Source organism: Vibrio sp. 10N.261.51.F11, assembly GCF_041471665.1.
GTDB classification, from domain to species: domain Bacteria; phylum Pseudomonadota; class Gammaproteobacteria; order Enterobacterales; family Vibrionaceae; genus Vibrio; species Vibrio crassostreae_C.
In genome coordinates this window covers 14,809-41,068 of sequence record NZ_JBFROW010000099.1, presented here as the reverse complement: position 1 = coordinate 41,068, position 26,260 = coordinate 14,809, and the positions used below count along the sequence as shown (strand labels likewise).

Here is a 26,260-nt window from a genome sequence, read left to right as displayed (position 1 = left end):
GCTTTAACTGATCGGCATTAAGACACAGTGGTCTCCTTTTGGCTTGTTAGGCAAACATAAAAGTTACGTGCTGTTCGCTGCTTGTTGGGCCAATCGGCTACGCACAGCTACAGCGCCTATCGTATGTTAATGTTCTTATCTCGATTTTCGTACATTTCAGGTGTGGTGTGTAATCCACCTGCATAGCCTGCTGCTTCAAGTGTTTCTCTTACCTCTCGAACATGCTCAGCCGTGACCGGTTCATTTCTGTCGCCAAGGTTTAAACGCACAAACGTGATTAACTCAGCTAAGCGTTGATCCGACAGTACATCCTCAAAACTTGCCATTGGCATGAAATTTCTGTCTTTGTCGAGATAGGTGGGTTGCAAGCCGCGCACCGTTACCGCAATGGTATTGAATGGGTCGCTGTGCATGATAATACCGTTGTTCAACAGAGTAGGGGCGATTGGATCGCGACCTTTACCATCGTCACCATGACAGGCCCCACAGGTTTGACGATACGTGGTGTAGATTTCACTGGCATACGCAGCTTCATCAAACCCTTTAGGCTGTAACTGAACGGCATCACTGGCAATGGTGTTGTTGATGTCCCCACTGAGTAGGTAATAGGACATCGACTCAATATCTTCACGCGTCATCAAGCTTAGGCTGTTTTTCACTACATCAGCCATACCCGCAAAAGCGGTGCCTTTGTCTGAATGTCCTGTGTGTAAAAAGTCTGTGAGTGTTGCTTCATCCCAACCATCGATATAGAGCTCATTGGCTGTAATATCAGGCGCGTTCCAACCGTCGATCAAGTTACCTTGGAAAATACGTTCTGGTATCAGTGCTTGGGCAATATTTCGAGGTGTATGGCACTCCGAACAGTGACCAAGTCCTGCGACCCAATATTTGCCTTGTTGCCACTTATCGACATTCTCAATTTCTCCTTTGAGTTCCTCTGGCACTTCATAATCAATAGGGTCGGTATCCATGAATACGATGTTCCAGCCAAGCAAACCTAAGCGAATATTGGATGGAAACATCATGCTGTTGTCATCATTGCGTCGCGGCACGGCGGTGATTGACTGCATGTATTCCCATAAATCCACCATGTCTTGGTCGGTGAGGTATTGATAGGAGGTGTAAGGCATTGCAGGGTACAGGTAACCATTCTTGCCTTTACCTGCGACTAACGCCGCTCGGAAATCATCGAAGTCATAAGTCCCAATACCTTCGGTAGTGTGTGGCGTTATGTTGGTTGAATACACGGTGCCGAAGGGGGTGACAAAGGGTAGGCCGCCAGCAAAGGGTTCGCCACCTTCTGCACTATGACAAGCCACACAGTCACCGGCATAAGCGAGATATTCTCCGCGCTCAACAGATGATGCTTTCAAACTCGCGAGCCGTTGTTGCTCTACGTCACCAGCGTGTCGGATATAAGCCCCAAGCGCGAGTATCTCGTTCTCGGTGAGCTGCTCATCAAACGCAGGCATTAGGTTGTTCAAACCGTAATTGATGGTGTGCTGAATCTCTTCAATACTCCCTCCGTGAAGCCAGATATCATCGGAAAGATCAGGTACGCCAATCGCTGGGTTAGCGACAGCACCATCGGCATGACAAGACGAACAGTATTGGACGAACAAGGTTTTACCGAGCTCGACTTTAATCTCCGGCACATCGGTATGACGTTGGTTGAGGGAGGCTAGATAGTAGGAGACTTTTGCCACCTCGTCTGGGCGCATGATTTCACTCCAACCCGGCATCGCTCCATTTCGCCCTTTGGCAATCGAATGGATCACAGCTTCATCACTGCCGCCGTATAACCATTCTTGGTCGATAAGATTAGGGAAGTGTTTCTGACCTTGTGCATTATCTCGGTGACAAGCGGCACAGTGAGTTTGGAATAGAATCCTACCGCTGTTCACGATCTCTGGGACAGAAGCTAATCCCTCTAACGTGGTTTCGCTGGTTTGTGCAAATTGCTCATTGAGAGTGGTGGATGGTGAACTGAGCTTATCGTCGCTTTGTTCCCAATCGACTAAGCCTTCCCATTCGCCAAGCCCGGGGTAGAGCACCAAATAACCCGCAGACAAAAGAAATGCCACTGCATAACTGATAAATAACAGCTTAGGTGGAGGCGCATCTTTCTCTTCAATACCATCAAAGATGCCAATGGTGTGGTCGTGATCGGCCTTGTGATTGCTACGCCAGTATTTAACGACAACAGACACCATCAGAACAAAGAATATTAAGGTTAAGAGTACCGCCCATAGATTCCAGAATGTGCTCATTGTGATACCTCCTGTGACGTATCTTTACCCAGGCTTTGTAAATAGCGAATCAGAGCTTCACCTTTGGTTTTGCCTCTTACTTGCAAACGGGCATCACCAATTTCTTGATCGGTATAAGGCACACCTAAGGTACGTAACACTTCCATTTTGGCGCTAATATCATCGCCAGTCAGAGTCTGCTCAAATAGCCACGGGTAAGAGGGCATGATCGAGGTCGGTACGACTTTTCGAGGGTCAATTAAGTGAATAGCATGCCATTGGTCAGAATACTTTCTACCTAAGTTAGTGAGGTCAGGACCAGTACGTTTAGAGCCCCACAAGTTAGGAAACTCATAGATATCGTCTGCTTCTTGGTTCGGGCGACCATTACGCTTCACTTCTGGCTCTAGAGGGCGAACCATTTGTGTGTGACAAACATGGCAGCCTTCACTGATGTATATGTCTCGGCCTGCTAACTCAATCGGTGTGAGAGGCATCGCTAAGCTGCCTTTGGCAATATCATCGCCACGGACAATGCTTGGCACTACCCAGACCAATAAAGAGAAGGAGGCCACGACAACAGTGGTCAAAATTAAAATGACGATTGAATGTGTAAAGTCTTTACTCATCATTTAAGCTCCTTCATTAACAGTGTGTTTAGCATCATGAGTTACGGGCATACGAACCGTTTTGTACAAGTTGAAAGCCATTAAGAACAATCCAAGTACAAACAGCGCGCCACCAAAGAAACGCATGAATAACCAAGGTGCTTTAAAATCCATAGCCTCTACAAAGCTGTAAATCAGTTCGCCATTTTCATTTTGAGCGAGCCACATATAGCCTTCACCGATGCCTGCGATCCAAAGTGCTATCGCATAGATGGCGACGCCAGCATGAGCGAGCCAAAAGTGCCATTTAATCAGTCGTCGTGACCAAAGATCGGTTTGGCCCCACAAGCGTGGAATGAAGTAGTAAAAAACCGCTATCCCTGACATTCCAACCCATCCTAGAGCCGCGGAATGTACGTGTCCTATGATCCATTCGGTGTTGTGTGCCAACATGTTGAACCAGCGAATAGCGAGTAGCGGGCCTTCGAATGTCGCCAAGCAGTAGTAAAGAATCGCTGAGAAAAAGAATAAAAGAATGTAGTCGGACTTCAGCTTTTCTTTGTTTTGTAGGAGGGTCATTGCGCTATTGAACGCACCTGCCCAAGAAGGGAGCCAAAGGATCAATGACATCACGATGCCGATGTTCTGAATCCAGATAGGAACGGAAGAGTAAACCAAATGGTGCGTTCCGGCCCACGTGTAAAAGCCGACCAAGCCCCAGAAATGGATCACAGACAAACGGTACGAGTAGATAGGTCGATCCGCTGCTTTAGGTATGAAATAGTAGTTCATACCAATCACACCAGCGGTCAGCAAGAAGCCGACGGCATTATGTCCCCACCACCATTGAACAATCGCATCTTGAGCGCCTGCAAACACAGAGTAGGACTTCATCGCCAACACAGGCATCGCGAGGTTGTTCACGATGAAAATCATTGCAACGACGATAATGAATGCAGCAAAGAACCAGTTAGCCACAAAGATATGGCTGACCTTTCGTTTAGCAAGGGTGCCAAAGAACAACACCGCGTACAGCACCCAAACCAACACAATCATCAAGTCGATTGGCCATTCAAGCTCCGCATACTCTTTTGAGGTAGTGTGGCCTGCGGGTAAGGAAATGACCGCAAGTAACAGGATGAATTGCCAGCCCCAAAATACCATCCATGAAAGGCTTTTGTTGAACAAGTCACAATGGCCTGTTCGCTGGGCAATGTACAAAGACGTCCCCATCAAGATATTCACGACGAAGCCGTAAATTACTCCAGAGGTATGTAGCGGACGCAGTCGACCAAATTGGAAATACTGAGAATCAAAGTTTAAGACTGGCCAATATAATTGCGCGGCGAGAATCACGCCGATGATCATACCTACAATCGCCCACACTAAGGATGCAATGATGAAGTACTTCACGACCTTAATGCTGTATTGCGTTGTCACTTGTTCCATAACAAGGCTCCTTGCCTAGAGGTTTTGAATCGCTGACTTAATTTGAATCGCTGAGCGAGCCTGCTTCGTTGCCGAGCACAGAATAGAAATAGGAAATGTCACGGATGTCTTGGTCTGAGAGCGTGTCGGCTTGTTGCTGCATGAGAATCGCTAAACCACTGGTTCTTTCTCGAGTCTGATAATCTTTCAATGAAGAGATGAGATAACCCACTTTTTGACCGCGAAGGTTCGGGTAGGGATCTTGTGTTGAGATGCCATCAGCGCCATGACAGGTCATACACACTTTGGCTTTTTGTTTACCTAATTCGAATTGTTCTTGATTAACTTCAGCAGAAACAGGAAACATGACCAGCGTCATTACTAGGGTAGAAAGTGTCGCCATGGGGTTAAATTTTTTTATATTCAAACTCATTCTCGATTCCCTTGATTATGAAATGAGTAAGCTTTCTAAGGTCAATACACGAGATCAATTGGTGGAGAAGAAACGACTGGAACTCGTTATTAGGTCTCTTAAAGCTGCTTACGTTCGATTAAAGGTTATGCAGCAACCAGCATTCTCGCTACTTACTTACTCATATTTATTGTTAATTTTGTTGTTTGATACGTATTCATAAGGCTGATTGGTTTACTTACGCAGAGTAAAATACGAGTTTTTCTTATTAACCAGTCGAGAAGAAATACGTCAAGCGGGTAGGGAGCGCTGAACGAGAGCGGTGATGGAAGAGACAGAGAAACGGCGAAGTTATTGAAAAACAGCGAGGTGTAGGAGCATTCGGAATAAAGTGATACCAATCAATCTGAGTGGTATCGGTACAAGTTAAATGGTCAATTTATACTAGACTCAATTTAGTGACCTTTTAAATGGAGTTTAGAATGAGAACTGTATTCTTGTTGATGCTTTGGCTTTGCTCGTTTTCGATTTTTGCAGCCTCAGAGTTAACGGTTTTCGACCACTCTGGGCAAAAGCATGGTTTTAGTAGAGAGCAACTCCTGTCACTTCCTCAGACAGAAATTACCACCACCTTGCCATGGGTTGAGGGTCTGACCGTTTATAGTGGTGTGACGTTACAAACGGTGCTTGAAAATATGGATCTACCGATATCATCACAAGTCACTTTCGTAGCATTGAATGACTATAAAATTGCGGTGCCCAAAGAAGATTTTGATACCTATGAACCCATCATTGCGATTAAAAAGAATGGGGAGTTTATGTCTGTGAGAGAGAAAGGCCCGTTTTGGTTGATTTACCCACTCTCTGCGAATCCTGAGACTAATACCCCTGATTTCCATGCCAAGATGATTTGGCAGATTCGTGATATTCACCTGTAGAGGCTAATTATGAAGAAGCTGTTGTCTATGGCCGCAATCAAAGTCGTTGTTTTGTCTTTGGCCGTGGTTGTTCTATCCGTCAATATCTACAGCGTTACTCGAATTAATGACATCAACAAGAGCTTTTCTAATCGCCAAAATGAGGCAACATGGTTTGTTTTCCAATTGGTAAAGGAATACGCGAATTTCTTGATGGTGAGCCGTTCGGATAATCTCAATTACGACGATTTGTGGTTAGCCTATGATATTACGTGGAGCCGCTTTGATATTCTGATCAACAGTACCGAATCTTCTAACTTCATTAAATCTGCCAACTTCAAACCTTATTTCACCGGAGAGTTTGAGAAATTTAAGTCGCTAGAATCCTCAATTAAGTTGGTGAATCAAGGCGCTTTGCCTAAGGAATCACTGCAGAAGAAAATTGATATTTGTTACAACACGCTGGTCGAATTTATTAACGAAAAGTTTCGACTTCAAAGCCCGGTTATTGAAGAAAACACCACAATGGTCGACAAGTTGGTGATGATGCATCAGATAAGCAGCGTATTTCTGGTGTTGCTACTGCTTGTGACAGGAGCGATTTTTTACGTCGACTTTGCAATCAAACGAAAACTTCATTCTACCGACTTCATTACTGGCTTTCGCAATCGAGTCTCGCTCATGCAGTTTGTTAAGAACAGCTATCCAACAAACGGTGATTTCGACCTTTACTTTGTAAGAATCAGAAACCTTAGTGAGATAAACCAAAAGTATGGACTTGAATATGGAGACTTGGTGGTGAGTTCAGCTGCTAAGTCCCTGACGGCAAAGGTACCGGAAAGTACTATCTCGTTTCGTAGTAGTGGCAGTCAGTTTCTATTCTTCATTCCTGAGCAATTGTACACAAGTGATGAGATACAGGAAAAATTCAATGACGTGCTTAAGGATTATATCTCTGCGGGGAATTTAGAATTGATGATTGACGCTGTAGTCAGGCATAAGAAGAACATCAGCTCTAAAGATATGATGGAGCTACTAACGACAATGCAGAGTTAATCCCCGCATCAGCGATAAGTTAGATCATTAGGTTTTGTTGACTGTACGCTCACCATTCTCCCGCTTCACTATCATGGCTTTTGCCATTCTTTATTTGCCTCCTCATTCAATGTGCAGCCAATAGAGAGCTCCTGCTCTGATGAAGATAGTTCTACTACTAGTTATAGCTATAGTGGCTTTCCGCGCTTGAATAGGAAGAGAGGCTTTGAGGTTTAGGTTTAGGTTTAAGGTTACTGCTTTTGAGTGAGTGCAACGATTCGCTCGTTAGATCTCGAACTGCTAACAGACTGCGGGTTTAAAATTGCTTGCGGGTTATGGTTTCGAACAAACTCGATGAATTCCAGATAAGTGAGTGGCTGACTGAAGAAGTAGCCTTGTATTAGGTTACAGTTGGCTTTTCTGAGGTAATGATACTGTTCTATCGACTCAACACCTTCTCCGACGACTAGCGTGTCACAAGAGTGGCCTAAGTTAACCATAGATTCGACCATCTTGCGGTCGGCCTTGTCGTCTACCATGTTATCGATAAAGCTCTTATCAATTTTGAGCTCATCCACAGGGTAGTGGAGAAGTTGGTTAAACGCTGTGTAGCCCGTACCAAAATCGTCAAGGGAGACCTTTAAACCTAAGCTTCTGAGGCTCTCGATAGTCTGCACCGTAAGCTTGGTACTTTTCACGTAACTGGTCTCGGTAATCTCTATAATAATGTTGCCAGGTGGCACTTGATAACGTTCGAGTACTTTACGGATGTTGTCGGCAAAATTACGGTTGTAGAGCTCCATCGCCGAGATATTAATTGACAGAGTACCCTTGTATTTATGAAGTTCTGAAAGCTCTTTATAGCTTTTGATCGCGGTGCCAATGACCCACATGTCGAGCCTGGCAATAAGGTTACTCTTTTCTGCAACTGGGATAAATTCTTCTGGTCCCGCATCGATATCGAATAAGGCTGGGCAACGAATCAGGCACTCCGCGCCATCTATCTGAAGTGTCTTGGCGTTAAAAATAGGCATAAAGCGAAGTTCAAAGTTGTCACTTTCGCAGCACTCTAAGAGTCTTTTCTCTACAACGTCATGGCGTTCCAAGGTATGTAACAACTCTTCGCCATAAACAATACGACTTTCGCCATCACTATGAGACTTCGCATTAGCTAACATTTCATCGATGCATCGGTGCCAAATCTCATCGAACTTTGGCGTGTCGAGCGGTAAAACACCTGTTGCGAGTGATAATCGAAACCCATAGTAGTCAAGGAAGGTGGTGCCGGTCAGCGTATTGTTGATGTTCTCAATTTCTTCGTTTATCACTTGGTTCTTACCCATCTCCAAGATCGCGATAAACTGATTCCCTCCCAGTCTGGCTAAAGAGTAATCACTGCAACTAAAGCCCAAAGAGGCTTGTTGGTTTTGTAGTGTCTCTTTCAGTGCTTTAGCTAAGCTTATCAGTACATTATCACCAACTTTTGCCCCGTAGAGATCGTTAATTTTACGAAAATCGATGATGTCCCAACAAACCACATAGCAGTGTGGGCTCATCGAGCTTTTTAGTCGTACATCAAGGTGTCTGATGAAAGAGCGTCGGTTAGCTAGCTTGGTGAGTTGGTCGAATTCGGCTTCGAACTTCAACTCTGTTAATGAGTCTATGTACGCGTTCTTTAAACCATCAATTTCACTTTGCCCTGATGAGCGTTTGAAGTATCTAAGTTTGAGCCCGCCGATCGATATCTCTTGAAGTAAGTCTTTAAGCGGTCGCACGAGTTGGTAACGTACCACTAAATGTACGATCAACATGATCGTAAAGAGAGTACCAAAGCCACCTAACAAGGTTTGTTTAGCGATGATGGCTTTCTCATGGTTGAACTTTTGTTCTCGAATATTTACTTGCGCGATGAGATGTCGGCTGGTCATCTGCACATTGATATTATCTTGGGTTTGCTCAATTGATTTGATAACGAATTGGGTATTTTCAATGTTGGCAGCGTCTGAGGATGGCTCGATTAAGAACTGAATATTGTCATCGTCATTGTATTTGATTAGCAGGCTAGAGAGTTGCATCAGAGGCCCGTCAGCAATCAAGATGTAGCGATTTAAACTGTTACTTGCACGTTTGTCTTGAGGAAGGAGGTAAGGGTCAATTGCTGCAACATACGAGTATCTGAGCTCTCCACTGATCGAGATATAAGAGAAGCCTTCGTAGGAGAGTTCATTTTTGCTTATTAACGAGGTGTATATATCGAAGACTCTTTCGTAAATCTTGTCAGGGATCTTTAGCCCCTCGAAAGGATCGGCTCTGAGAGTCGAAAGCGTTAATTTGAACTTAGGGTCCACGATATAAACATTGCGTTGCCCAAATTGATTGACGTTATTCTGGCTTAATACTCGGAGTACTCGTTTTTCCAATAGCGATAGAGTCGTGTAGTCGCCAGGATTTTGAATGTAGCGGAGGAACTGCAACGAAGAACCGATATCTTTAACTAGTAAGGACAAGCCGAGCTGCTCGTATTCCGCCGCGACTAAAGCGGTGTTCACATCAGATTGCACCTTGTCCAAATACATGTGCTTAGCATGATTTGATGCGAAGTTGTACATCACGATTCCTGCTATCAGGAGCACAAATGTCAGCGTTGGTAAAAGTACAAAATAGAGCTTCTTCAATACTGGCATGAGTTATCTCAAACTGTCGACAATACGATTGCGAATTTGAATGCTACTCGGTTCTAACGGCTGATAAAGGTAGCTGCGATCTAATACTTCTTTATTCGGGAAAAGCTCGGGATCGTTTTGATACTCCTGAGAAGTGAGTGCTTTTGCTTTTGAACTTGGCGTTGCAAACCATGAATCCATTGCGTTTTGAGCGGCGATTTCGGGTTGCGATAAGAAGGAGAGAATCGTGGTTGCCTGTGGAGATCGCTCTCCGTTGTTAATTGCAGCCATACACTCTAACCATAAGGTTGTTCCTTCTAGAGGTACTGTGTAGGCCCAAGATGCCTCAGGTTCGGCATCATTAAGCACATAGCTGTCACCTGAGTATCCGTAGGCGAGGTCGATGTTGGCTAAGTGTTCGGGATGACGAATATAATCGACAACGTATTCATTACTTTCAAGGTGAGGCTTCTGTGCTTGTAGCGTTTTGTAAGCGACTCGAAGTTCTTGTTCGTTGTTGGTAAACGGCTCAAATTGATTCATCAGAAGCGCAGCACTCACCAAATCCGTAGGCTCATAATACATGCTGATTCGGCCGCTGGTTTTGGTTTCAGGGTCTAGAAGAGCGCCCCAAGACTTGGGAGTCTCAACTTTTCCGCTTCGGTATAAGATGCCGGATGTCCCCCAAGCGTAGGGGATTCCATATTCGCCACACCCATCCACCCATCTTGAGTCAAAGTTGCTTGAAAGGGATTGCTGCAAGTCGCTCAGGTTGTGGAATAAGTTCTGTTTAGCCAGCGCTTTCAGTTTCATACTTTCAATGACAACCAATTCAAACGCACCTCGTCGTTCACTCAATAGCACTTCATCACGAATGGACTCGTCAGAAAAATATTGCTGCTTTAGTGAGATGCCGTAGGTATCACTCAACTGGGTAACGACGCTGTCAGATAAAAATTCATCCCAATTGTAGAGATAAATATCATGCTGCTGGCCAAATACAGGGCTAGCCAAAAAGGATGTTGACGCAAGTATTGATACGCAAAACGCTTTCACTGACGGATTCCCTTTCGTACGTGATAACTAAATCGTAGCCCAAAATTTGCGACATGATTCAAATTTAGGCACTTAATTTAACTTCAACTTCATGCATTTCATGCAAATAGCAACTTGCTACTCCTACTTGATACCGAACCTTTATCGTGTGAGGCAAGGATGACTCCGTCGTATCGTATTCAACACAAGTACGTATTCCAGTTTATTGTCCGTGAATGGATTATTTAAATTAATATTCATCATAATATCCATTCTTACAAGTTATTATGCAAATATTAAGCATTAAATAATGATGCGGTGATTACCTTTTTCGGGTTTTTGCTCGCATTAATCGTCGTTATTCCTTTGTTTTGCCATCGCGATTTACTCTTATGTTCAATGTTCTTTTATCCCTAAAAACACTTCTATAACGTTTTGTTTATCATTTGTTTCGTTTCTCAATAAGTATCGATAAAGTTGTTGCTAAAGACTTGTAGCACAAGGTGATTGTGCTTATTGTGGGCAGCAATATCTAGGTTATGTCCCAACGAGCCATGATTGCCGGTTTGGGAAATGTTGTGCATTTAGGAGCCATTGTGGATTTAGAGATATATCAAGTAGATTCGTTTACAACTCAAGCGTTTAAAGGGAACCCTGCCGGGGTCTGTATCTCCAAAGAGCCGTTGGATGAGTCGTTAATGTTTTCAATCGCTGAAGAGATGGCGGTATCTGAAACGGCTTTTCTCGCGCTTAACACTATGACGCTTAAATGGTTCACTCCCGAAGTCGAAGTGAAGCTGTGTGGACATGGCACACTGGCAACGGTTCATGTGATGAAAGAACAAGGACTGCTTGAGACAGGTGATAAGGTCGTGTTTAACACCTTATCTGGGGAATTATCTGCCGCCGTTTGTGAATCGTCTATCGAGCTTGATTTTCCTAGTACACAGCTATCATTGCGTTCTGAACCCAACCTCACGCTGCTTGAACACCTAGGTTTAGATCCGCATCAAGTAGTTTCATTCAGAGAATTTGACTCTAAGCAGTTAATCGAAGTTTCCAACGAACAAGTGTTATTGGAGCTTTCACCAAACTTTGATGCGTTAAAAGGTATTCAAGGGCGAGGTGTAGTGGTGACAGCATTGGCAGCAAATACGGAACTTGATTTTGTTTCTCGCTACTTTGCACCTTGGGTTGGGGTTAATGAAGATCCTGTGACTGGCTCGGCACATTGCGCATTGACGCAACACTGGGCAGAAAAGCTCAACAAAAGCAGTTTCAGTGCTTATCAGGCGTCTCGTCGTGGTGGCTATATGTCGACTGAATTATTGGCTAATGGGCGAATAAAGTTAATCGGCTCTGCGACCACTGTGATTAGTGGTGTGTTGAAGCTTTAGATTTTTATAGAAGCTTTAGAGCGCTGTTTGCTCTGTTTTGTTGTAACCGCCTAGTATGTTTTATTCGATTATTCACCGTGAAAGAAGCGGCTAGGACGGAATGTTATTATTGAAGGAATCACCGTGTCTGCCTTTTATCTTTCCCAAGTATTAATCGCGATAGCCATTTGTTTTGATCTTCTGTCATTCCAATTCAAGGAAAGGAAGAAAATCGTCACTTGTCTGTTCTTTGCTGGCGTTCTTATTTCGAGTCACTTTATCCTTCTTGAACAATGGACAGCGGCGAGCTTAATGACGATTGCCACGATTCGCTATTTGACGAGCGTATTTTCTACCTCGTCTAAGTTTAAATATTTGTTTTCTTCGATGTCGGTGGTCGCAACCGCAGTGACTTACTCAGGGCTGACCAGCATATTGAGTTGCTTTGCCTCCGTATTTCAGACCTTTGCAGCCTTCAATAAAGATGACCGTCGATTAAGAGAATTGATGATCATCGGAACCAGCTTTTGGTTGGTTCACAATTATTTAGTTGGTTCGCCAACAGCGGTTGTTATGGAGGCGCTGTTTATCTGCAGTAACTTGGTGGGCTATTACCGTTTTTACTTCAGAAAGAGTGCCACTGCTTAGGTTTACAACTGAAGCTAAGGCCCAAATTATTAATCAATTCAATACTAGCTAGGAGAGCTTGATGCCAAACATTTACAATGATGTTCCTTCATCAATACCCAATGAAATATTCAATGACCTGATTGCCAACGACAGTGTTCGAATTGAAAGAATATTGTCGCATGGACACAGCTCCCCGGAAGAGGGTTGGTATGATCAAGATGAGAATGAATGGGTGATGGTGATAGAAGGTCAAGGCGTCATCGAGTTTGAAGATGGTCGCATTGTTACCTTGTCTAAAGGGGATTATCTCAATATTTCCGCAGGTGAAAAACACAAGGTGCTGAGGACGGATAAAGATGCGGTGACGATCTGGCTCGCTGTGTTTTATCGTTGATATCTTGCTCTAAAGCTGAGGCTGTTAGGTTATAAAGCTTGCTGATTCAGCTGTTTATTTTCACCTCAGAAAGGACTTAAGACAAAAAGGAGTATGTTGTGATTAGAATTCGAAACTATCAAGCGAATGATGACAAAGCACTGTGGGAGATCTTCTTTCATACCGTACGTAACGTGAATGTTCGAGATTATTCTCAACAGCAAGTCGAAGCTTGGGCACCCAGTAGCTTTGACTTTGCGTTATGGCAAAAGCGTATGAATGGGTTACAACCCTTTGTGGCTGAACTCGATGGTTGCGTAGTTGGCTATACTGACCTGCAACCAAGTGGCTTGATTGATCACTTTTTCTGTCACCACGAATATCAAGGGAAGGGGGTAGGGAAAGCGTTGATGGAACATGTTTTCACTGTGGGTCGAGTTCGTGGTATATCGAGATATTTCTCTGAAGTAAGTATTACCGCAAGGCCTTTCTATGAGCATCTTGGTTTTAAGGTGGTGAATGAACAGGAAGTCGAAATGCGTGGTGTAAAGCTGACCAATTACGTGATGGAAAAGATAGTTGAAGATGGACAAGGCAGCTGAATAGGCGGACTCGTGTTCTTAGGGATACAGAAACCGAGTTTGAAATATTAAAAAACCTTTTTAAGGATAACTTTTCCTGATCTATTGATATTGTTGATGAGTTCAAATTGTGTGCAAGATAATTTGTCTAATCTAAACATTGAATGAATACAAGGAGTGTTGTTCATGAGTCATGTGAGTAGATCTAAACTATATACATTGGTGTCGATGTTGTCCTTCGCTGTTGGCGTTCTTGCCTTAGATGCTGGGGTGTCGGGGCTATTTCCTCTCTTTGTTGTCGTCATCTCATTCTTTTCATTTGTCATCAACTCGTTTCTTTGTTTGTTCGGAGGTAAACGCGAAGATGGCTTTGATGCCTATCAAAAAGCAAATCAGACTCGGTCGCGAGCACTGGTCAAAGGCTTAGAAGACTCGAACAAATAAACCTATGCCTTCAGACGAACGGTAATCTCATTTTTGACACAGTTTTCACCTGCTTTTTGTTCTCTTATTCAAGAAAAATCATCTCTTTAGAGATAATATTCACTTCAACTAATATCAGTGAAGGAAGTAAAGTGGGTATTGAAGCTTTAGCGTTTGTGATGGACGCATTAATCACCGCATGTTGTATGTACATCGCCTCTAAAATGTCTTTCGTGGTCGCAGATTTTAAATCCCTTCTTACTATTGCTGTTATCGTTGCTCTGGTGTCATTGATTCCAACAGTAGGTTGGGTGTTAGGGTTGATTCTGTTTGTGTTCCTACTCGGGAAAGCGACGCACTCTAGTATTGGTGACTGCATCTGGGTAGTGGTCTTCACGAAGGTGGTATCGATGGCGGCCTTTCTGATATTCGGGCGCTTGTTTATGTAATCCGGGTTCTTGCTTATATAAAGGCAGGTTCGGCTAGTTTGATACCGATCTTAACTTGGTATTTAAACGTCAAAAGGGTGTGAGCCTGTCACACCCTCTAAGAACCTTTGATTTGTGTTCATCTTTATTATTTAGGCAGTAATACAGCATCAATCACATGGATAACACCATTGCTTGCTTCAACATCTGCCATCACGACCTGCGCTTTGTTGACCATCACGTTGCCGTGATCAATTCCTACCATTACCGCTTCGCCTTGCACTGTTACGGCACTATCAAGTTTCATCACTTCAGACGCCATTATTTTCCCTGGCACCACATGATAGGTCAGTACTGCAATCAGCTTGTCTTTGTTTTCTGGCTTCAACAGCATATCAACCGTTCCTTCTGGTAGCGCAGCGAACGCTTCATCCGTTGGCGCAAACACTGTGAAGGGACCGTCACCTTTCAATGTTTCAACTAAGCCTGCCGCTTTTACCGCTGCTACCAAGGTGTTGAAAGAGCCGTTTTCAGCCGCCACGTCAACGATATCTTTCTTCATTCCGTGGTGATCAGCGTGAGCAAAAGCCGTAAAAAGAAGCGTCGCAACTAGCACTGACATGGTTTTGATTAATTTATTAAACATATTGTCTTCCTTTGAGTTTTGTCCGTTATTTTCGAGAGGTATTACGAAAGCCCAATCGTGATAGATCAATTTGTTGTGTCTTTGAGTGAATGGTTAGCGATATCGACAGCGTCAAGCGAATAAATTTATGTTGTCAAATGCTTGTTATAATTCCATTTTGATGCTTATAGTTATTTGGTGATTATTCAAGTAATGGATGTGAATATGAGGTTTGTTTTACCAGTAGTCTTTTCTGCATTGGCTTCAATGCCTGCATACAGTGGCCTTGCTCCAAGTGAAGGCTTCAGCGGTAACTTCAGTGTATTGGCCGGTTTCTACTCTGACAGTAGTAATTTGAGTACTGAACAAGATTCGAATCAAGCCACCAACACCCAGGAAGGGGAGAGTGAAAACCAAGGGCTACTCGGCTTTTTGGGTACTGTTCAATATACTTTTGGCGAATCGCTGACTCACTAAGTGTATGCGGGTACGACACGAGAGGATATTGCAACAGGTACCATTGCGTTTGAGATCGGTTATCGATATCAACTTTCTGGTGGCACCATATTGGATTTTTCTGTTATTCCTACGCTTATCTCGGGTAAGGCTTGGACGGATCCGTATGCTGTTGGCGTTAATCGAAATGAAACGGATGTGAAAGGTAATGTAGGACGACTGCAGCTCACTAATATCGGTGGAACTGGTTTTCGAACGGATCTCGCATTTGGGCAATCAGATGTTGATGAAGAGCTATCTGGTAGCCAAGGCTTATCTCCGGAAGATACTGTGCTGCTGGATAGGGAAAGAACCTATGTGTACGCCAAAGCAGGATACCGCTTTATCTTACCAAACCACGCAGGTCTATTTGTTCCTTCAATGGTGTATTTCCACTCAGACGCAGAAGGAGGAGCACTCAGCTTCGATAGTTATGGTATTGAATTAAACTACGCGAAGAGAATCGGTCGTCATGGTTTTGTTGTCACCCTAGATGCAAGTGATCGTGAATATGATGAGTCGAATCCAATTTACGGGCAAGTACGTGAAGAGAATGAATTCGGTGCATTCTTAGCTTATGAGTTTGGTGGTTTGATGGGCTATAAAGATTGGGCGTTCATTACTTTACTGGGTTTAAGAAGCATAGATTCTAATATCGATTTCTATAACTCCGAGCAAGTATTAGCGAGTGTGGGTGTGGATTATAAATTCTGATATTCACACTATTTTAAAAATACTCATCAAAGCAGAAGTTTAAGTTCAGTCTTACTATTTGTTTAATTATTTCGGGCACTTACACCTTTAAAGGTTGTAGGTTCCCGTTGCTATCCGTAATATGAAAATTAGCTTATGGATAGAAATAATAGGATAAGGAAGCGCTTTGGAAATACAAATTAGACATTTAGAAGCAACGGATAGCCAAGATATTTTCGATATTTATCGCCGCCCTTCAGTTTCAGAAAACACCTCACAAAAGCCTTATCTTAGTTCTGAACAAGTGGAGCGACTGTTTGGTCATTCAGACCATTTCACTCTGGTTGCGGAAGTCTCCGGCAAAGTAGTGGGTCACATTACTTTATTCATGACCACCAAGGTAAGAGACAGGCACTGCGCTGGTCTTGGTATTGCTATTCACCCGGATATGCATGGTAAAGGGGTCGGTAAGGCGTTAATGCAAGAAGCGATCAATCAGGCGGATAACTGGCTTAATCTCGTGCGTCTTGAGTTAGAGGTTCATGCCGATAACCACGCCGCTATTGCTTTGTATGAACGTGTAGGCTTTCAGTTAGAAGGCACAAAAAGACTCAGTACGTTCAAAGCGGGTAAGTACATCGATATGTTGCTGATGTCGAGAATACGACCAGATTACCGTTGAGATCGAACCAAACAGGTTCCTGCTTTAGAAATCGGTTAATGAGCAATTGATTAGTGAAATTCCCATTAAACTCTGTATAGTAGCAACCGTTTGCTTCGTATAACCCCAATGATATGGTTTGGGGGTCTCTACCAGCACCCGCAAAGTGCTGATTACGAAGGGTTTAGATCACAATTGTGTTCTTACTCTTTGTAATGGCGTTCAAGAAAACCTCCTGTCTATTATTCAGAGTAAGTGCACACCTAAAATCCATAGTAGGTGAAATATGAACGCATTTATTCAAGGGCTCCCAAAAGTAGAGTTGCATTTACACATTGAAGGTTCGCTCGAACCTGAGTTACTTTTCCAGCTTGCTCAACGCAATGGCATTGAGCTGCCTTATTCATCCCCAGAGCAACTAAGACGCGCATACGAATTTGATGATTTACAGTCATTTCTGGATATCTATTATCAAGGTGCTGATGCACTGCGCACAGAACAGGATTTCTACGACTTAACATGGGCTTATCTAGAACGCTGTAAAGCCGACAATGTTATCCATACTGAGATTTTCTTTGATCCTCAGACACATACCGATCGTGGCATTGCATTCGACACCGCTATTAACGGCATTCATCGTGCGCTTGAACAGGGTCATAAAGAGTTGGGCATTACCTCTCAAATCATCGCATGTTTTCTGCGCCATTTATCTGAAGAGAGCGCCATTCAAACGTTCGCAGAGGTATTGAAGCATCAAGATAAGATCGTCGGGGTTGGACTGGACTCTTCTGAATTAGGACACCCACCAGAGAAGTTCAAGCGTGTATTCCAACAAGCAAAACAAGCGGGCTTCTTGACGGTGGCGCATGCAGGAGAAGAAGGGCCGGCTCAAAACATTGTCGATGCGATTGAAATGCTCAGCGTGAGTCGAGTGGATCATGGTGTCCAGTGCATGACAGACGAAGCTCTAATCGAAGAGCTGATTGAAACCAAAATGCCACTGACGGTGTGCCCACTGTCGAATATTAAATTGCGTGTATTCGATGTGATGGAAGACCACAACATTGTCGAACTGCTCAGAAAGGGTGTGGCTGTAACGATTAACTCGGATGACCCTGCTTATTTTGGTGGTTACATGTCGGATAACTTTAATGCGGTGAGCAAAGCTCATGAGATGACGCATCAGGAGTTAGCGCTGTTTAGTTTGAATGCGATAGACGCGAGCTTTATTGAAGCGCCATTGAAGCAGCAATATCGAGAGCTTGTTCAAGGTTACTTAGCTAAAGCTGGTTCTGACCAGAATTTCTAGCCGCTGTGCCCATTTACTAGCAGCTGAGTATAAAGCGCTAGGATGGCCAACTAAAGTGGATGGTAAAGTGTTATCGACTGAGTCTGCTTAATCTCTATAAGCCTAAATCATCTAGATGAAGACAAAAAAGAAGCTGGCAGTTTGCCAGCTTCTTTCATTTCTAAATTAAGCTCATTGAGCTACTTGTTCACGTAGTCTTTGAATTTCTGCTTGGTTTCAGCATCCGCTTTTTCGTACCAGAAATAGAGCATCTCTTCAGCTGTATTTGCTGCATTTCCGTCAATCTTTGTTGGAAGCGTTACCGGTTGTGCGACAGCAGCTGCTACGCCCGCGCTAGAACCTACTGTAAGTGCAGCGATGCCGCCTTTCTGGTTGTACTCCTTCGCTTCTTGCGGGTACTTACGACCAATCTGCATGCCATCTTTGATAAGTTTGTCTTGCTTAACACTGATTGCATTTTGGTTTTCATCAACCAGTTTCCAATCTAAGTTTTGAAGGCCTTTTTTCGCTTCGTTGGTGTTACGGAACTTAGGCATGTCAAACGTCAATGCTGTGTCTGTCGCATCAAAAGTAGCAATAATGGTATCGCTATCGACAAACTCTCGGTCGTTACCTTGGCTGAAAGCCAGTTGATATTTGAAAACGATTTGGTTTACGCCATCTGGAACGGTGATCGTTTTGCTCGAAGAGAAGAAACCACCGTCAAGATCGGGTTTAGCTTCATTTACAGCTAAGACTTCGACTAAAGCATCTGCGCTAGAAGGAACTTCAATTGTTACGTCAGCTAACACTTGTGGTGCTGCGATAATTGTGGAAAGCAGCGCGATGGATTTTAATGTTTTCATAATCATACAGTTGTTTATGGGCAGTTGAACTACAATCGCATGGTAAGAACTCCAATTCAAGTCATGTCATAAGGATTTGAAAAAATTTGCGAAATCTTAACGCAACGGTCATATATTAAGGCTCACATTGACTAGTGTGAGTTTGTATTTTTGAAAAATGAGAGGGTAGGTTGGGTGTGAATTGTACTAGTTGGCGGTTCGCGTCTTATGTTATTTGTATTGGATACTAAAAAGCCGCGGTCACTGCATTCAGTCACCACGGCTTCGTTATTACATTTTTAATCTAGAGTAGCTTATTTAGCTTGCGCTGCTGCCGCTTCTAGTTGCTTAAGTTTACCTTGAAGCATGTATGCATTCTGGTTGAAGTTACCTGGGTTCAGTACTTGGCTATTCTGCATAGGGTAATCTGGTAGCGTCGTCATAAACTCTTGAACCTGATTTCCTACTGGAACGAATAACCACATGTTGTCTGCCATCCAGCGTAGGTACATACCAGACTCGTGCGGTGCTTTCTCGAATGGGTCAGCACGTAGGTGAACAACTTGAGGCCAGTTTGGTTGGAAACGAACTGCATCCACAATGTTACCATCCATCACAGCAAACGAAATCTTGAAGTCATTCCAACGTACTGCGTTTAGCTCAGCGTTAGCAGAGAAGTAAAGCATGCTGTCACGAGGGCCTTTCTCTTCTTTGCCTTGGAAGTAAGGTAGGAAGTTGTAACCATCTAGGTGAACACGCCAGTTTTTACCGTTGTAAGTTGCACCTTTATTAGACGCAAGTTTCTCAACCACTTTATCATCACCAGCGGCTGCTAGTAGAGTAGGGATCCAGTCTTGGTGCCCCATGATATCGTTGATCTTAGTTCCCGGTTTGATAGTGCCAGGCCAGCGAACTAGCTGAGGAACACGCATGCCACCTTCGTACGTTGTACCTTTTTCACCGTGGAAGTAAGTAGCACCACCATCAGGCCAAGATACCGTTTCTGCACCGTTATCGGTCGAGTAGATGACGATAGTGTTGTCTGCGATTTTAAGCTCATCAAGCTTGTCTAAAAGGATACCCACTTGGTCATCGTGCTCTAACATGCCATCAGCGTAGATGCTGATACCAGATGCGCCTTGGTATTTTTCTTGTAGACGAGTCCACACGTGCATACGAGTCGTGTTGTGCCAAATGAAGAATGGTTTGTCAGCTTTCACTGCTTTTTCCATGAATGCTAGAGATTCTTCTAGGAACTCTTCATCCGCATGCTCCATACGCTTACGCGTCATAGGGCCTGTATCTTCAATCTTACCGTCTGAAGTCGATTTGATTACACCACGAGGGCCAAAGTTCTTACGGAACTCAGGGTCTTTAGGGTAGTAGTATGTCTCTGGCTCTTCTTCCGCGTTTAGGTGGTACAGGTTACCGAAGAACTGGTCAAAACCGTGGTTCGTTGGAAGGTGTTTGTCTTGGTCACCCATGTGGTTCTTACCGAACTGAGCTGTCATGTAGCCTTGTTCTTTAAGAAGGTCTGCGATCGTTGGAGCCCAATCAGGGATACCGTGGTCCGAACCTGGCATGCCGATAGTCAATAGACCAGTACGGAAAGGTTCTTGACCTGTTAGGAATGCAGCACGACCAGCAGTACACGATTGTTGACCGTAGTGGTCAGTAAATAGTGCGCCTTCGTTAGCAATACGGTCGATGTTAGGTGTTTCGTAACCCATCATACCGTTGTTGTATGCACTGATGTTGAATACACCAATGTCATCACCCCAGATAGCAAGAATGTTTGGTTTTTCTGCTGCTGTTGCCGCTGAAGAAGCTGCTAATAAGCCAACACCTAATGCTAGTTTATTAATTTTAGTACCCATAAGGACTCCGATTCACTTTTAAGATTAATGCGTTAGAACAACGCATCGATGAGCAAATGTTATTCTCAAAATTCCGTTACGTCCTTTTATAGTGCTTATAACCAATCGTTATGATGCTTAGGTAACCTATTGATTAATATCAGCTCCAGTGGGTACGTAGAATAAAGCCTTAGTTTGTATGTGTGATCCTTATCATGTTTGTTGGCGTAAACCTTATCGATGATTTCTGTATCCGTATCTCAATAAAAATGACAAAAAGATTAATAGCTTAGGGAATCTCGCGCATGTGTAAAAAATGGACTATACGTTGTAGGGCAGGATGCAAATAACTTACGAAGAGGTTTCTATGACAGCGAAATATGGCGCTAAACGTCGATTAGCGATTTTGGGTACAGCGATGATGGCCGCGTCCAGCGCCACTTTTGCGGCTGAAAAGCCAAATATATTGGTTATTTGGGGGGACGATATTGGTCAATCCAATGTGAGTGCATACACCTTCGGTCTCATGGGTTACAAAACCCCGAATATTGATAGCATCGCGAAAGAAGGGATGATGTTTACGGACTATTACGCAGAGCAATCTTGTACTGCGGGTCGCTCTACCTTTATCACGGGACAAAGTGTATTACGAACGGGTTTGAGTAAAGTAGGTTTGCCGGGCGCAGACATTGGCTTACAAGCAGAAGACGCGACAATCGCAGAAATGCTGAAACCTATGGGTTACATGACAGGTCAATTTGGTAAAAACCACCTTGGCGATAAAGATGAATTCCTTCCAACAGCACACGGGTTTGACGAATTTTTTGGCAACCTTTACCACCTAAATGCTGAAGAAGAACCAGAGAATGAAGATTACCCAACCGATCCTGAGTTTCGTAAGAAATTTGGCCCTCGTGGTGTCATTAAGTCATTCGCTGATGGCAAGATTGAAGATACCGGTCCACTGACGCGTAAGCGTATGGAAACGGTTGATGAAGAAACACTAGACGCGGCACTTGATTTTATGGATCGCGCAGTGAAAGCGGACAAACCATTCTTCGTGTGGTGGAACGCGACACGTATGCACTTTAGAACGCACGTGAAAGCCGACAGTAAAGGCGTAACCGGTGTCGGTAACTACGCTGATGGTATGGTTGAGCACGATCGACACGTTGGGCAACTATTGAAGCAAGTGGATGAGTTGGGTATCAAAGACAACACGATTGTTTTCTACTCAACGGATAACGGCCCTCACATGAACTCTTGGCCTGATGCGGGTACAACCCCGTTCCGTGGTGAGAAAAACACCAACTGGGAAGGCGCATACCGTGTACCAGCAATGGTTCGTTGGCCTGGTAAGATTGAACCAGGAACCGTATCTAACGAAATCATGCACCATATGGACTGGATGCCAACCTTCGTTGCCGCCGCTGGTGATGACCAAATCAAAGAGAAACTACTCAAAGGTCATACTGCCGGTGATAAAACGTTTAAGGTTCACTTAGATGGTTACAACTTCCTTCCTTACCTAACGGGTGAAGAAGAGAAAGGCCGTCGTTCGGAGATCTTCTACTTTACCGATGATGGTGATTTAGCGGCGCTTCGTTACAACCAATGGAAAGCGGTGTTCATGGAGCAGCGTGCAACGGGTACCATGCAAATTTGGGCTGAACCGTTCGTGACGTTACGTCTTCCTAAGCTGTTTAACCTGCGTATGGACCCATACGAAAACGCAGACATTACATCGAACACATATTACGACTGGTTGTTAGACCATGCTTATATGTTCGTTCCAGCACAAGCGTATGTGGGCAAGTTCCTAGAAACCTTTGCTGAATATCCGCCACGTCAAAAAGCTGCGAGCTTTAGCTTGGATCAGGTAATGAAAAAACTGCAGGAATCTCATAACAAGTAAGTGATTGTTTGAGTGAAACTGAACAGATTGAAGAGCTCTTAGGAGCTCTTTTTTTATGCGCATACCGATGAGTAAATCCCGGTCGTGAATATGAGTCACAACTATCGAGCTCATTGCCACTAAATAATTGTAAATTCGTTGTTTTTACGTCTACCTTATTAAGCATAAGGATGTATAAAAACAAGGAATGTTATGTCTGCATGGTTGTGCTCACTGGTAAACGGATTGAAACACCAGCGAGTCGCAGTATTATCCGCAATCTTGTCTTCACTGATGTTGTCGCTGTTCAGTCTGAACGCCTATGCCAACGAGCAAGACCCTAATATCAACTCTGATATTTCAAAGGCCAACTTTGTAGCGTCACCCGTTAGCTCTGACGCTTTACCTATCGGTTCTAAAGCCAGCTATGTCGGTTCGGAAGCATGTGTTGATTGTCATAGTGAAGAAGTCGCAGCGTGGGAGGGCTCTCATCATGATATGGCGATGAAGCACGCTACAGACGAATCTGTATTAGGTGATTTCAACGATCAAACGGTCACTCATGACGGAAAACCCAACCGATTTTTCCGCAAGGGCGAAGAGTTCTGGGTCAATATTGAAGGGCAAGACGGCCACTTTAAAGATTACAAAATCAGCTATACCTTTGCCTTTGAACCACTACAACAATACATGGTTGAATTTGAAGACGGCCGTGTACAGTTGATTCCTTTCGCTTGGGATTCTCGCACTGAGGGCGAAGGCGGTCAACGCTGGTTTCACCTCTATCCTGATACCACCAACACCGATGAATTCTACTGGACCAATAGTGGTCAAAACTGGAACTTCATGTGTGCTGATTGCCATTCAACGAACCTAGAGAAAAACTACGACAGCGCGAGTAATACCTACAACACTACTTGGTCTGAGATTAATGTCGGTTGTGAAGCGTGTCATGGCCCTGCGAGTGAGCACGTTGAAAAGGCTCAGCTAGCAAAAGCTAACGGTGGAAAGGATGCTCCAGTCTCGGCGCATTATGGTTTTGACCGCGACTTGTCGAAGTCGGTCAAAGAGTGGATCTATCAAGAGGGTAATTCAACCCTGCAACCAAAAGACATCATCCATACCAATCAAGTTCAAACCTGTGCTCAATGCCACAGCCGTCGTACTCAGTTAAATGAAACGGGTGATCACGTTAACGGGTCTTTCTTTGATAAGTATCGCTTGAGCTTGATTACCCCAGAGCTTTACCACAACGATGGTCAAATCTACGATGAAGATTACGTTTACGGATCTTTCCTTCAATCCGTGATGGCTGAAAAAGGCGTCACATGTACTAACTGCCACGATCCTCATACCGCTGAACTAAAAATTGCGGAAGAAGCCGTGTGTAGCCAATGTCATATTGCATCAGAATACACGCCTGAAAAGCACACATTCCACGAAGCGAATACTGAAGCTTCACAATGCACGACTTGTCACATGCCAGAGACGACTTACATGGAGGTCGACCCAAGGCGTGACCACAGTTGGCATATCCCACGTCCTGATATTAGCCAACACATTAAAACGCCGAACGTGTGCACTAGCTGTCATGCAGATCAAACCGACCAGTGGGCAGATAAGCAAATCGGTGAGTGGTTCCCAGATTCTAAGTATCGTAATCAGCAGCACTTTGCCGTTGCCTTTTATGCTGACTCGATAGGGCACAGAGGTGCAGAGGATGCGTTGGCATACTCGGCTCAGGACTCTAGCTTAAGCAATATCATTCGTGCATCGAGCTTAGAACGTTTGGGCGGTAATACGGGTAAGAATACGCTTATTTCGCTGGCAAGAGCGGTGAAACATGATGATGAAATGATCCGTTTGGGTGTGGTACAAGGCTCGTCTGGTTTCCCATTCACTGACCGTTGGCAAATTCTAGAGCCGCTACTGAAAGACCCTGTATTGTCGATTCGTTCAGAAACCGCAGGCGCATTAGTGCGTTATTGGGGAGAAATGAACCCTCTGCAGAAAGACCAAATCAAGCCTGCATTAGAAGAGTACATTGAAATACAGCAATTTAATGCCGACAGAGGATTTGGACGTACTAACCTAGGCAACGTTTACCGAGATTTAGGCCAGCACGACAAAGCGATTGAGTTTTATCTAGGCGCTATCGAGATTGAGCCTTATTTCGAAAACAGCTACGCCAATTTAGCGGATTTGTATCGAGCGCAAGGTAACGAGGCAAAAGCGTTGTCGACCTTGAAGCAAGGTATTGAAGCTCAGCCTAAATCGAGTGTTTTGCCATACAGCACAGGATTGTCTCTGCTTCGTGTGAAAGATTACGAACAAGCAACGGACTACCTTAAACAAGCCGCTGAAACTGCGCAAACCGACCCTCAATATTGGTATGTGTACGGATTGGCTTTGGAAAAATCGGATGTGCTTGCGGCAAGTCAATCACTGCATAAGGCTTACCAATTTAGCCGCAACCCACAGCACCTGTATGCCCAGTGTGAAGTGTTGGCGCGAAACAGTCATATACCGGGCGTACCAAAGGCGTTTGAGCAATGTATTTCATCATTGAGCAAAGTGGCACCGCCGGAAGCCATTAACCAATTGAAAGCTAGGTTTAAATAAAGCGATGAGGTGAGCTTGGCTATCGAGCTTGCTGCTTATTCCGCTTGTAACCAATTATCGCGTTTATAACTAATAGTTATGGAGCTTGTGAGTAGGATGTACGCAGCCAGATTGAATTAAGGGAAGACCTATGAACCATGCGCAACAAGCAATAAACCAACTGATTGAACAAACAGAGAAAAGTGTTATCGGTCAGAGCCACGTCGTTCGGGCTCTGGTGATAGGGTTATTGACTAATGGGCATGTGCTTTTAGAGGGACTTCCCGGTACAGCGAAAACTCGTTCAGTGAAATCGCTGGCGAACCTACTGAACACCAGTTTTGGTCGAATTCAATTTACGCCAGACCTGCTGCCATCTGATGTGACGGGCACGGAGGTGTATCAAGAGCTTGATGGAAAGCCTCAGTTGCATTTCCAACCGGGTCCTATTTTCAACAGCATTGTATTAGCCGATGAAGTGAACCGTGCGCCTGCAAAAGTACAGGCTGCTCTGCTTGAAGCGATGGCGGAAGGGACGATTACGGTGGGTGGTCAAACTCACATCCTGCCAGATTTGTTCATGGTGCTAGCCACACAAAACCCAGTTGAGCAAGAAGGTACGTATCCACTGCCTGAAGCACAAATGGACCGTTTCATTATGAAAGTGACAGTCGACTATCCAGAAGATGAAGCTGAACGCGACATCATTCGACTTGTGCGCAGTGAGGAACTCGGTAGCGAGACCAGTTCAGAATTAGTCACGCCACAACATATTGAACCTGAGTTGGTACTTGAAGCTCGGCGCCAACTTCCAGACATTGCCGTTTCTGATTTAGTTGAGAACTACATTGTGGCCTTGGTGATGGCAACTCGTAAGCCAGAGCGTTACCCAGAATCAAACTTGTCTAAATGGATTGAGATTGGTTCAAGTCCGCGTGCTTCCATCGCGTTGGATAAATGTGCTCGCGCTTATGCATGGTTGCAAGGACGTGACCATGTCACGTTTGACGATGTGCGAGCGATGCTACCTACCGTATTAGGCCACAGATTCTCACTTTCTTATGATGCATTGGCCGATGGCGTTGACCATCAAAGAGTGGTTGAAGAACTGCTTGATAATGTTGAGATCGGATAATTAGGG

General features: G+C 44.2%; 22 protein-coding genes, 1 pseudogene and 1 riboswitch. Of the genes and pseudogenes, 14 read left to right on the top strand and 9 right to left on the bottom strand.

The window, feature by feature from the left end; genetic code table 11:
* Positions 1 to 116 precede the first annotated feature (116 nt).
* The 4 genes from AB4351_RS21795 to AB4351_RS21780 are packed head-to-tail and all read right to left on the bottom strand — an operon-like array spanning position 117 to position 4,721.
* Entirely contained in the window at positions 117 to 2,273 is a 2,157-nt protein-coding gene (locus tag AB4351_RS21795; RefSeq protein WP_372127161.1) for a c-type cytochrome, read from the bottom strand.
* Positions 2,270 to 2,884, bottom strand: a complete 615-nt coding sequence (locus AB4351_RS21790) for a cbb3-type cytochrome c oxidase subunit II (protein WP_017064719.1) — start codon at positions 2,882 to 2,884, stop codon at positions 2,270 to 2,272. Before AB4351_RS21790 ends, AB4351_RS21795 begins: the two co-directional genes overlap by 4 nt.
* The gene (ccoN, locus tag AB4351_RS21785; protein ID WP_371721761.1) at positions 2,885 to 4,309 is read right to left on the bottom strand and encodes a cytochrome-c oxidase, cbb3-type subunit I; all 1,425 of its coding nucleotides are present in this window, start codon (positions 4,307 to 4,309) and stop codon (positions 2,885 to 2,887) included.
* Between the two features lie 37 nt (positions 4,310 to 4,346).
* The gene (locus AB4351_RS21780; RefSeq protein ID WP_029235248.1) at positions 4,347 to 4,721 is read right to left on the bottom strand and encodes a cytochrome c; all 375 of its coding nucleotides are present in this window, start codon (positions 4,719 to 4,721) and stop codon (positions 4,347 to 4,349) included.
* Between the two features lie 461 nt (positions 4,722 to 5,182).
* Between AB4351_RS21780 and AB4351_RS21775 the strand changes: the two genes are divergently transcribed.
* Together AB4351_RS21775 and AB4351_RS21770 are read left to right on the top strand one after the other, a co-directional pair.
* A complete protein-coding gene (locus AB4351_RS21775; protein WP_372058255.1) occupies positions 5,183 to 5,638 on the top strand; it encodes a hypothetical protein in 456 nt (151 codons plus the stop codon).
* Positions 5,639 to 5,647: 9 nt separating this feature from the next.
* Positions 5,648 to 6,673 (top strand): GGDEF domain-containing protein, encoded by a 1,026-nt coding sequence (locus AB4351_RS21770; RefSeq protein WP_372127159.1) that lies wholly within the window; start codon positions 5,648 to 5,650, stop codon positions 6,671 to 6,673.
* Positions 6,674 to 6,903: 230 nt separating this feature from the next.
* Here the strand turns inward: AB4351_RS21770 and AB4351_RS21765 are convergent, their stop codons facing one another.
* The gene (locus AB4351_RS21765; protein WP_372127157.1) at positions 6,904 to 9,336 is read right to left on the bottom strand and encodes a putative bifunctional diguanylate cyclase/phosphodiesterase; all 2,433 of its coding nucleotides are present in this window, start codon (positions 9,334 to 9,336) and stop codon (positions 6,904 to 6,906) included.
* Between the two features lie 3 nt (positions 9,337 to 9,339).
* Entirely contained in the window at positions 9,340 to 10,371 is a 1,032-nt protein-coding gene (locus AB4351_RS21760; protein WP_017060025.1) for a PotD/PotF family extracellular solute-binding protein, read from the bottom strand.
* A 575-nt stretch (positions 10,372 to 10,946) separates the two neighbouring features.
* Between AB4351_RS21760 and AB4351_RS21755 the strand changes: the two genes are divergently transcribed.
* The 6 genes from AB4351_RS21755 (at position 10,947) to AB4351_RS21730 (ending at position 14,182) form a co-directional block, all read left to right on the top strand.
* The gene (locus AB4351_RS21755; RefSeq protein WP_065584627.1) at positions 10,947 to 11,747 is read left to right on the top strand and encodes a PhzF family phenazine biosynthesis protein; all 801 of its coding nucleotides are present in this window, start codon (positions 10,947 to 10,949) and stop codon (positions 11,745 to 11,747) included.
* Positions 11,748 to 11,870: 123 nt separating this feature from the next.
* Positions 11,871 to 12,374 (top strand): YgjV family protein, encoded by a 504-nt coding sequence (locus tag AB4351_RS21750; protein WP_372127155.1) that lies wholly within the window; start codon positions 11,871 to 11,873, stop codon positions 12,372 to 12,374.
* Positions 12,375 to 12,435: 61 nt separating this feature from the next.
* Complete coding sequence (locus tag AB4351_RS21745; protein ID WP_102332873.1) at positions 12,436 to 12,750, top strand: cupin domain-containing protein; 315 nt, start codon at positions 12,436 to 12,438, stop codon at positions 12,748 to 12,750.
* A 98-nt stretch (positions 12,751 to 12,848) separates the two neighbouring features.
* Positions 12,849 to 13,331 (top strand): GNAT family N-acetyltransferase, encoded by a 483-nt coding sequence (locus AB4351_RS21740; RefSeq protein ID WP_372127153.1) that lies wholly within the window; start codon positions 12,849 to 12,851, stop codon positions 13,329 to 13,331.
* A gap of 165 nt (positions 13,332 to 13,496) precedes the next feature.
* The gene (locus AB4351_RS21735) at positions 13,497 to 13,754 is read left to right on the top strand and encodes a hypothetical protein (RefSeq protein ID WP_017060020.1); all 258 of its coding nucleotides are present in this window, start codon (positions 13,497 to 13,499) and stop codon (positions 13,752 to 13,754) included.
* Positions 13,755 to 13,885: 131 nt separating this feature from the next.
* A complete protein-coding gene (locus tag AB4351_RS21730) occupies positions 13,886 to 14,182 on the top strand; it encodes a hypothetical protein (RefSeq protein ID WP_017064710.1) in 297 nt (98 codons plus the stop codon).
* A 127-nt stretch (positions 14,183 to 14,309) separates the two neighbouring features.
* On the opposite strand, the gene AB4351_RS21725 is transcribed toward AB4351_RS21730, so the two are convergent.
* Complete coding sequence (locus tag AB4351_RS21725; protein ID WP_017064709.1) at positions 14,310 to 14,807, bottom strand: fasciclin domain-containing protein; 498 nt, start codon at positions 14,805 to 14,807, stop codon at positions 14,310 to 14,312.
* 204 nt (positions 14,808 to 15,011) lie between these two features.
* Here AB4351_RS21725 and AB4351_RS21720 point away from each other — a divergent pair.
* From AB4351_RS21720 to AB4351_RS21710, 3 genes and pseudogenes are all read left to right on the top strand, one after another.
* Positions 15,012 to 15,995: pseudogene (locus tag AB4351_RS21720) on the top strand (DUF2860 family protein).
* A 166-nt stretch (positions 15,996 to 16,161) separates the two neighbouring features.
* On the top strand, positions 16,162 to 16,656 hold the full coding sequence (locus tag AB4351_RS21715) for a GNAT family N-acetyltransferase (protein WP_017060016.1): 495 nt from the start codon (positions 16,162 to 16,164) through the stop codon (positions 16,654 to 16,656).
* Between the two features lie 75 nt (positions 16,657 to 16,731).
* Positions 16,732 to 16,831: riboswitch (purine riboswitch) on the top strand.
* A 90-nt stretch (positions 16,832 to 16,921) separates the two neighbouring features.
* Positions 16,922 to 17,944, top strand: coding sequence for an adenosine deaminase (locus tag AB4351_RS21710; protein WP_102428306.1), 1,023 nt, complete (start codon positions 16,922 to 16,924; stop codon positions 17,942 to 17,944).
* Positions 17,945 to 18,123: 179 nt separating this feature from the next.
* On the opposite strand, the gene AB4351_RS21705 is transcribed toward AB4351_RS21710, so the two are convergent.
* Positions 18,124 to 18,789 carry a DUF2057 family protein gene (locus AB4351_RS21705; RefSeq protein ID WP_102320967.1) on the bottom strand — a complete coding sequence of 222 codons (666 nt, stop codon included), beginning with the start codon at positions 18,787 to 18,789 and terminating at the stop codon, positions 18,124 to 18,126.
* A 293-nt stretch (positions 18,790 to 19,082) separates the two neighbouring features.
* On the bottom strand, positions 19,083 to 20,645 hold the full coding sequence (locus AB4351_RS21700; protein ID WP_372127151.1) for an arylsulfatase: 1,563 nt from the start codon (positions 20,643 to 20,645) through the stop codon (positions 19,083 to 19,085).
* A 346-nt stretch (positions 20,646 to 20,991) separates the two neighbouring features.
* Here AB4351_RS21700 and AB4351_RS21695 point away from each other — a divergent pair, with 346 nt between their 5' ends.
* The 3 genes from AB4351_RS21695 to AB4351_RS21685 all read left to right on the top strand — a co-directional run bounded on the left by AB4351_RS21695 (position 20,992) and on the right by AB4351_RS21685 (position 26,254).
* The gene (locus AB4351_RS21695; RefSeq protein WP_372127149.1) at positions 20,992 to 22,539 is read left to right on the top strand and encodes an arylsulfatase; all 1,548 of its coding nucleotides are present in this window, start codon (positions 20,992 to 20,994) and stop codon (positions 22,537 to 22,539) included.
* A 192-nt stretch (positions 22,540 to 22,731) separates the two neighbouring features.
* Entirely contained in the window at positions 22,732 to 25,140 is a 2,409-nt protein-coding gene (locus AB4351_RS21690; protein ID WP_372127147.1) for a tetratricopeptide repeat protein, read from the top strand.
* 130 nt (positions 25,141 to 25,270) lie between these two features.
* On the top strand, positions 25,271 to 26,254 hold the full coding sequence (locus tag AB4351_RS21685) for an AAA family ATPase (RefSeq protein ID WP_372127145.1): 984 nt from the start codon (positions 25,271 to 25,273) through the stop codon (positions 26,252 to 26,254).
* Positions 26,255 to 26,260 lie beyond the last annotated feature (6 nt).

What these genes read in the sequence shown, in the direction of transcription:
- AB4351_RS21780 (WP_029235248.1), bottom strand. Translation starts at nt 4,721, where the DNA reads ATGAGTTTGAATATAAAAAAATTTAACCCCATGGCGACACTTTCTACC.
- AB4351_RS21745 (WP_102332873.1), top strand. Translation starts at nt 12,436, where the DNA reads ATGCCAAACATTTACAATGATGTTCCTTCATCAATACCCAATGAAATA.
- AB4351_RS21790 (WP_017064719.1), bottom strand. Translation starts at nt 2,884, where the DNA reads ATGATGAGTAAAGACTTTACACATTCAATCGTCATTTTAATTTTGACC.
- AB4351_RS21710 (WP_102428306.1), top strand. Translation starts at nt 16,922, where the DNA reads ATGAACGCATTTATTCAAGGGCTCCCAAAAGTAGAGTTGCATTTACAC.
- AB4351_RS21685 (WP_372127145.1), top strand. Translation starts at nt 25,271, where the DNA reads ATGAACCATGCGCAACAAGCAATAAACCAACTGATTGAACAAACAGAG.
- AB4351_RS21705 (WP_102320967.1), bottom strand. Translation starts at nt 18,789, where the DNA reads ATGAAAACATTAAAATCCATCGCGCTGCTTTCCACAATTATCGCAGCA.
- AB4351_RS21795 (WP_372127161.1), bottom strand. Translation starts at nt 2,273, where the DNA reads ATGAGCACATTCTGGAATCTATGGGCGGTACTCTTAACCTTAATATTC.
- AB4351_RS21775 (WP_372058255.1), top strand. Translation starts at nt 5,183, where the DNA reads ATGAGAACTGTATTCTTGTTGATGCTTTGGCTTTGCTCGTTTTCGATT.
- ccoN (WP_371721761.1), bottom strand. Translation starts at nt 4,309, where the DNA reads ATGGAACAAGTGACAACGCAATACAGCATTAAGGTCGTGAAGTACTTC.
- AB4351_RS21735 (WP_017060020.1), top strand. Translation starts at nt 13,497, where the DNA reads ATGAGTCATGTGAGTAGATCTAAACTATATACATTGGTGTCGATGTTG.
- AB4351_RS21770 (WP_372127159.1), top strand. Translation starts at nt 5,648, where the DNA reads ATGAAGAAGCTGTTGTCTATGGCCGCAATCAAAGTCGTTGTTTTGTCT.
- AB4351_RS21690 (WP_372127147.1), top strand. Translation starts at nt 22,732, where the DNA reads ATGTCTGCATGGTTGTGCTCACTGGTAAACGGATTGAAACACCAGCGA.
- AB4351_RS21695 (WP_372127149.1), top strand. Translation starts at nt 20,992, where the DNA reads ATGACAGCGAAATATGGCGCTAAACGTCGATTAGCGATTTTGGGTACA.
- AB4351_RS21765 (WP_372127157.1), bottom strand. Translation starts at nt 9,336, where the DNA reads ATGCCAGTATTGAAGAAGCTCTATTTTGTACTTTTACCAACGCTGACA.
- AB4351_RS21700 (WP_372127151.1), bottom strand. Translation starts at nt 20,645, where the DNA reads ATGGGTACTAAAATTAATAAACTAGCATTAGGTGTTGGCTTATTAGCA.
- AB4351_RS21725 (WP_017064709.1), bottom strand. Translation starts at nt 14,807, where the DNA reads ATGTTTAATAAATTAATCAAAACCATGTCAGTGCTAGTTGCGACGCTT.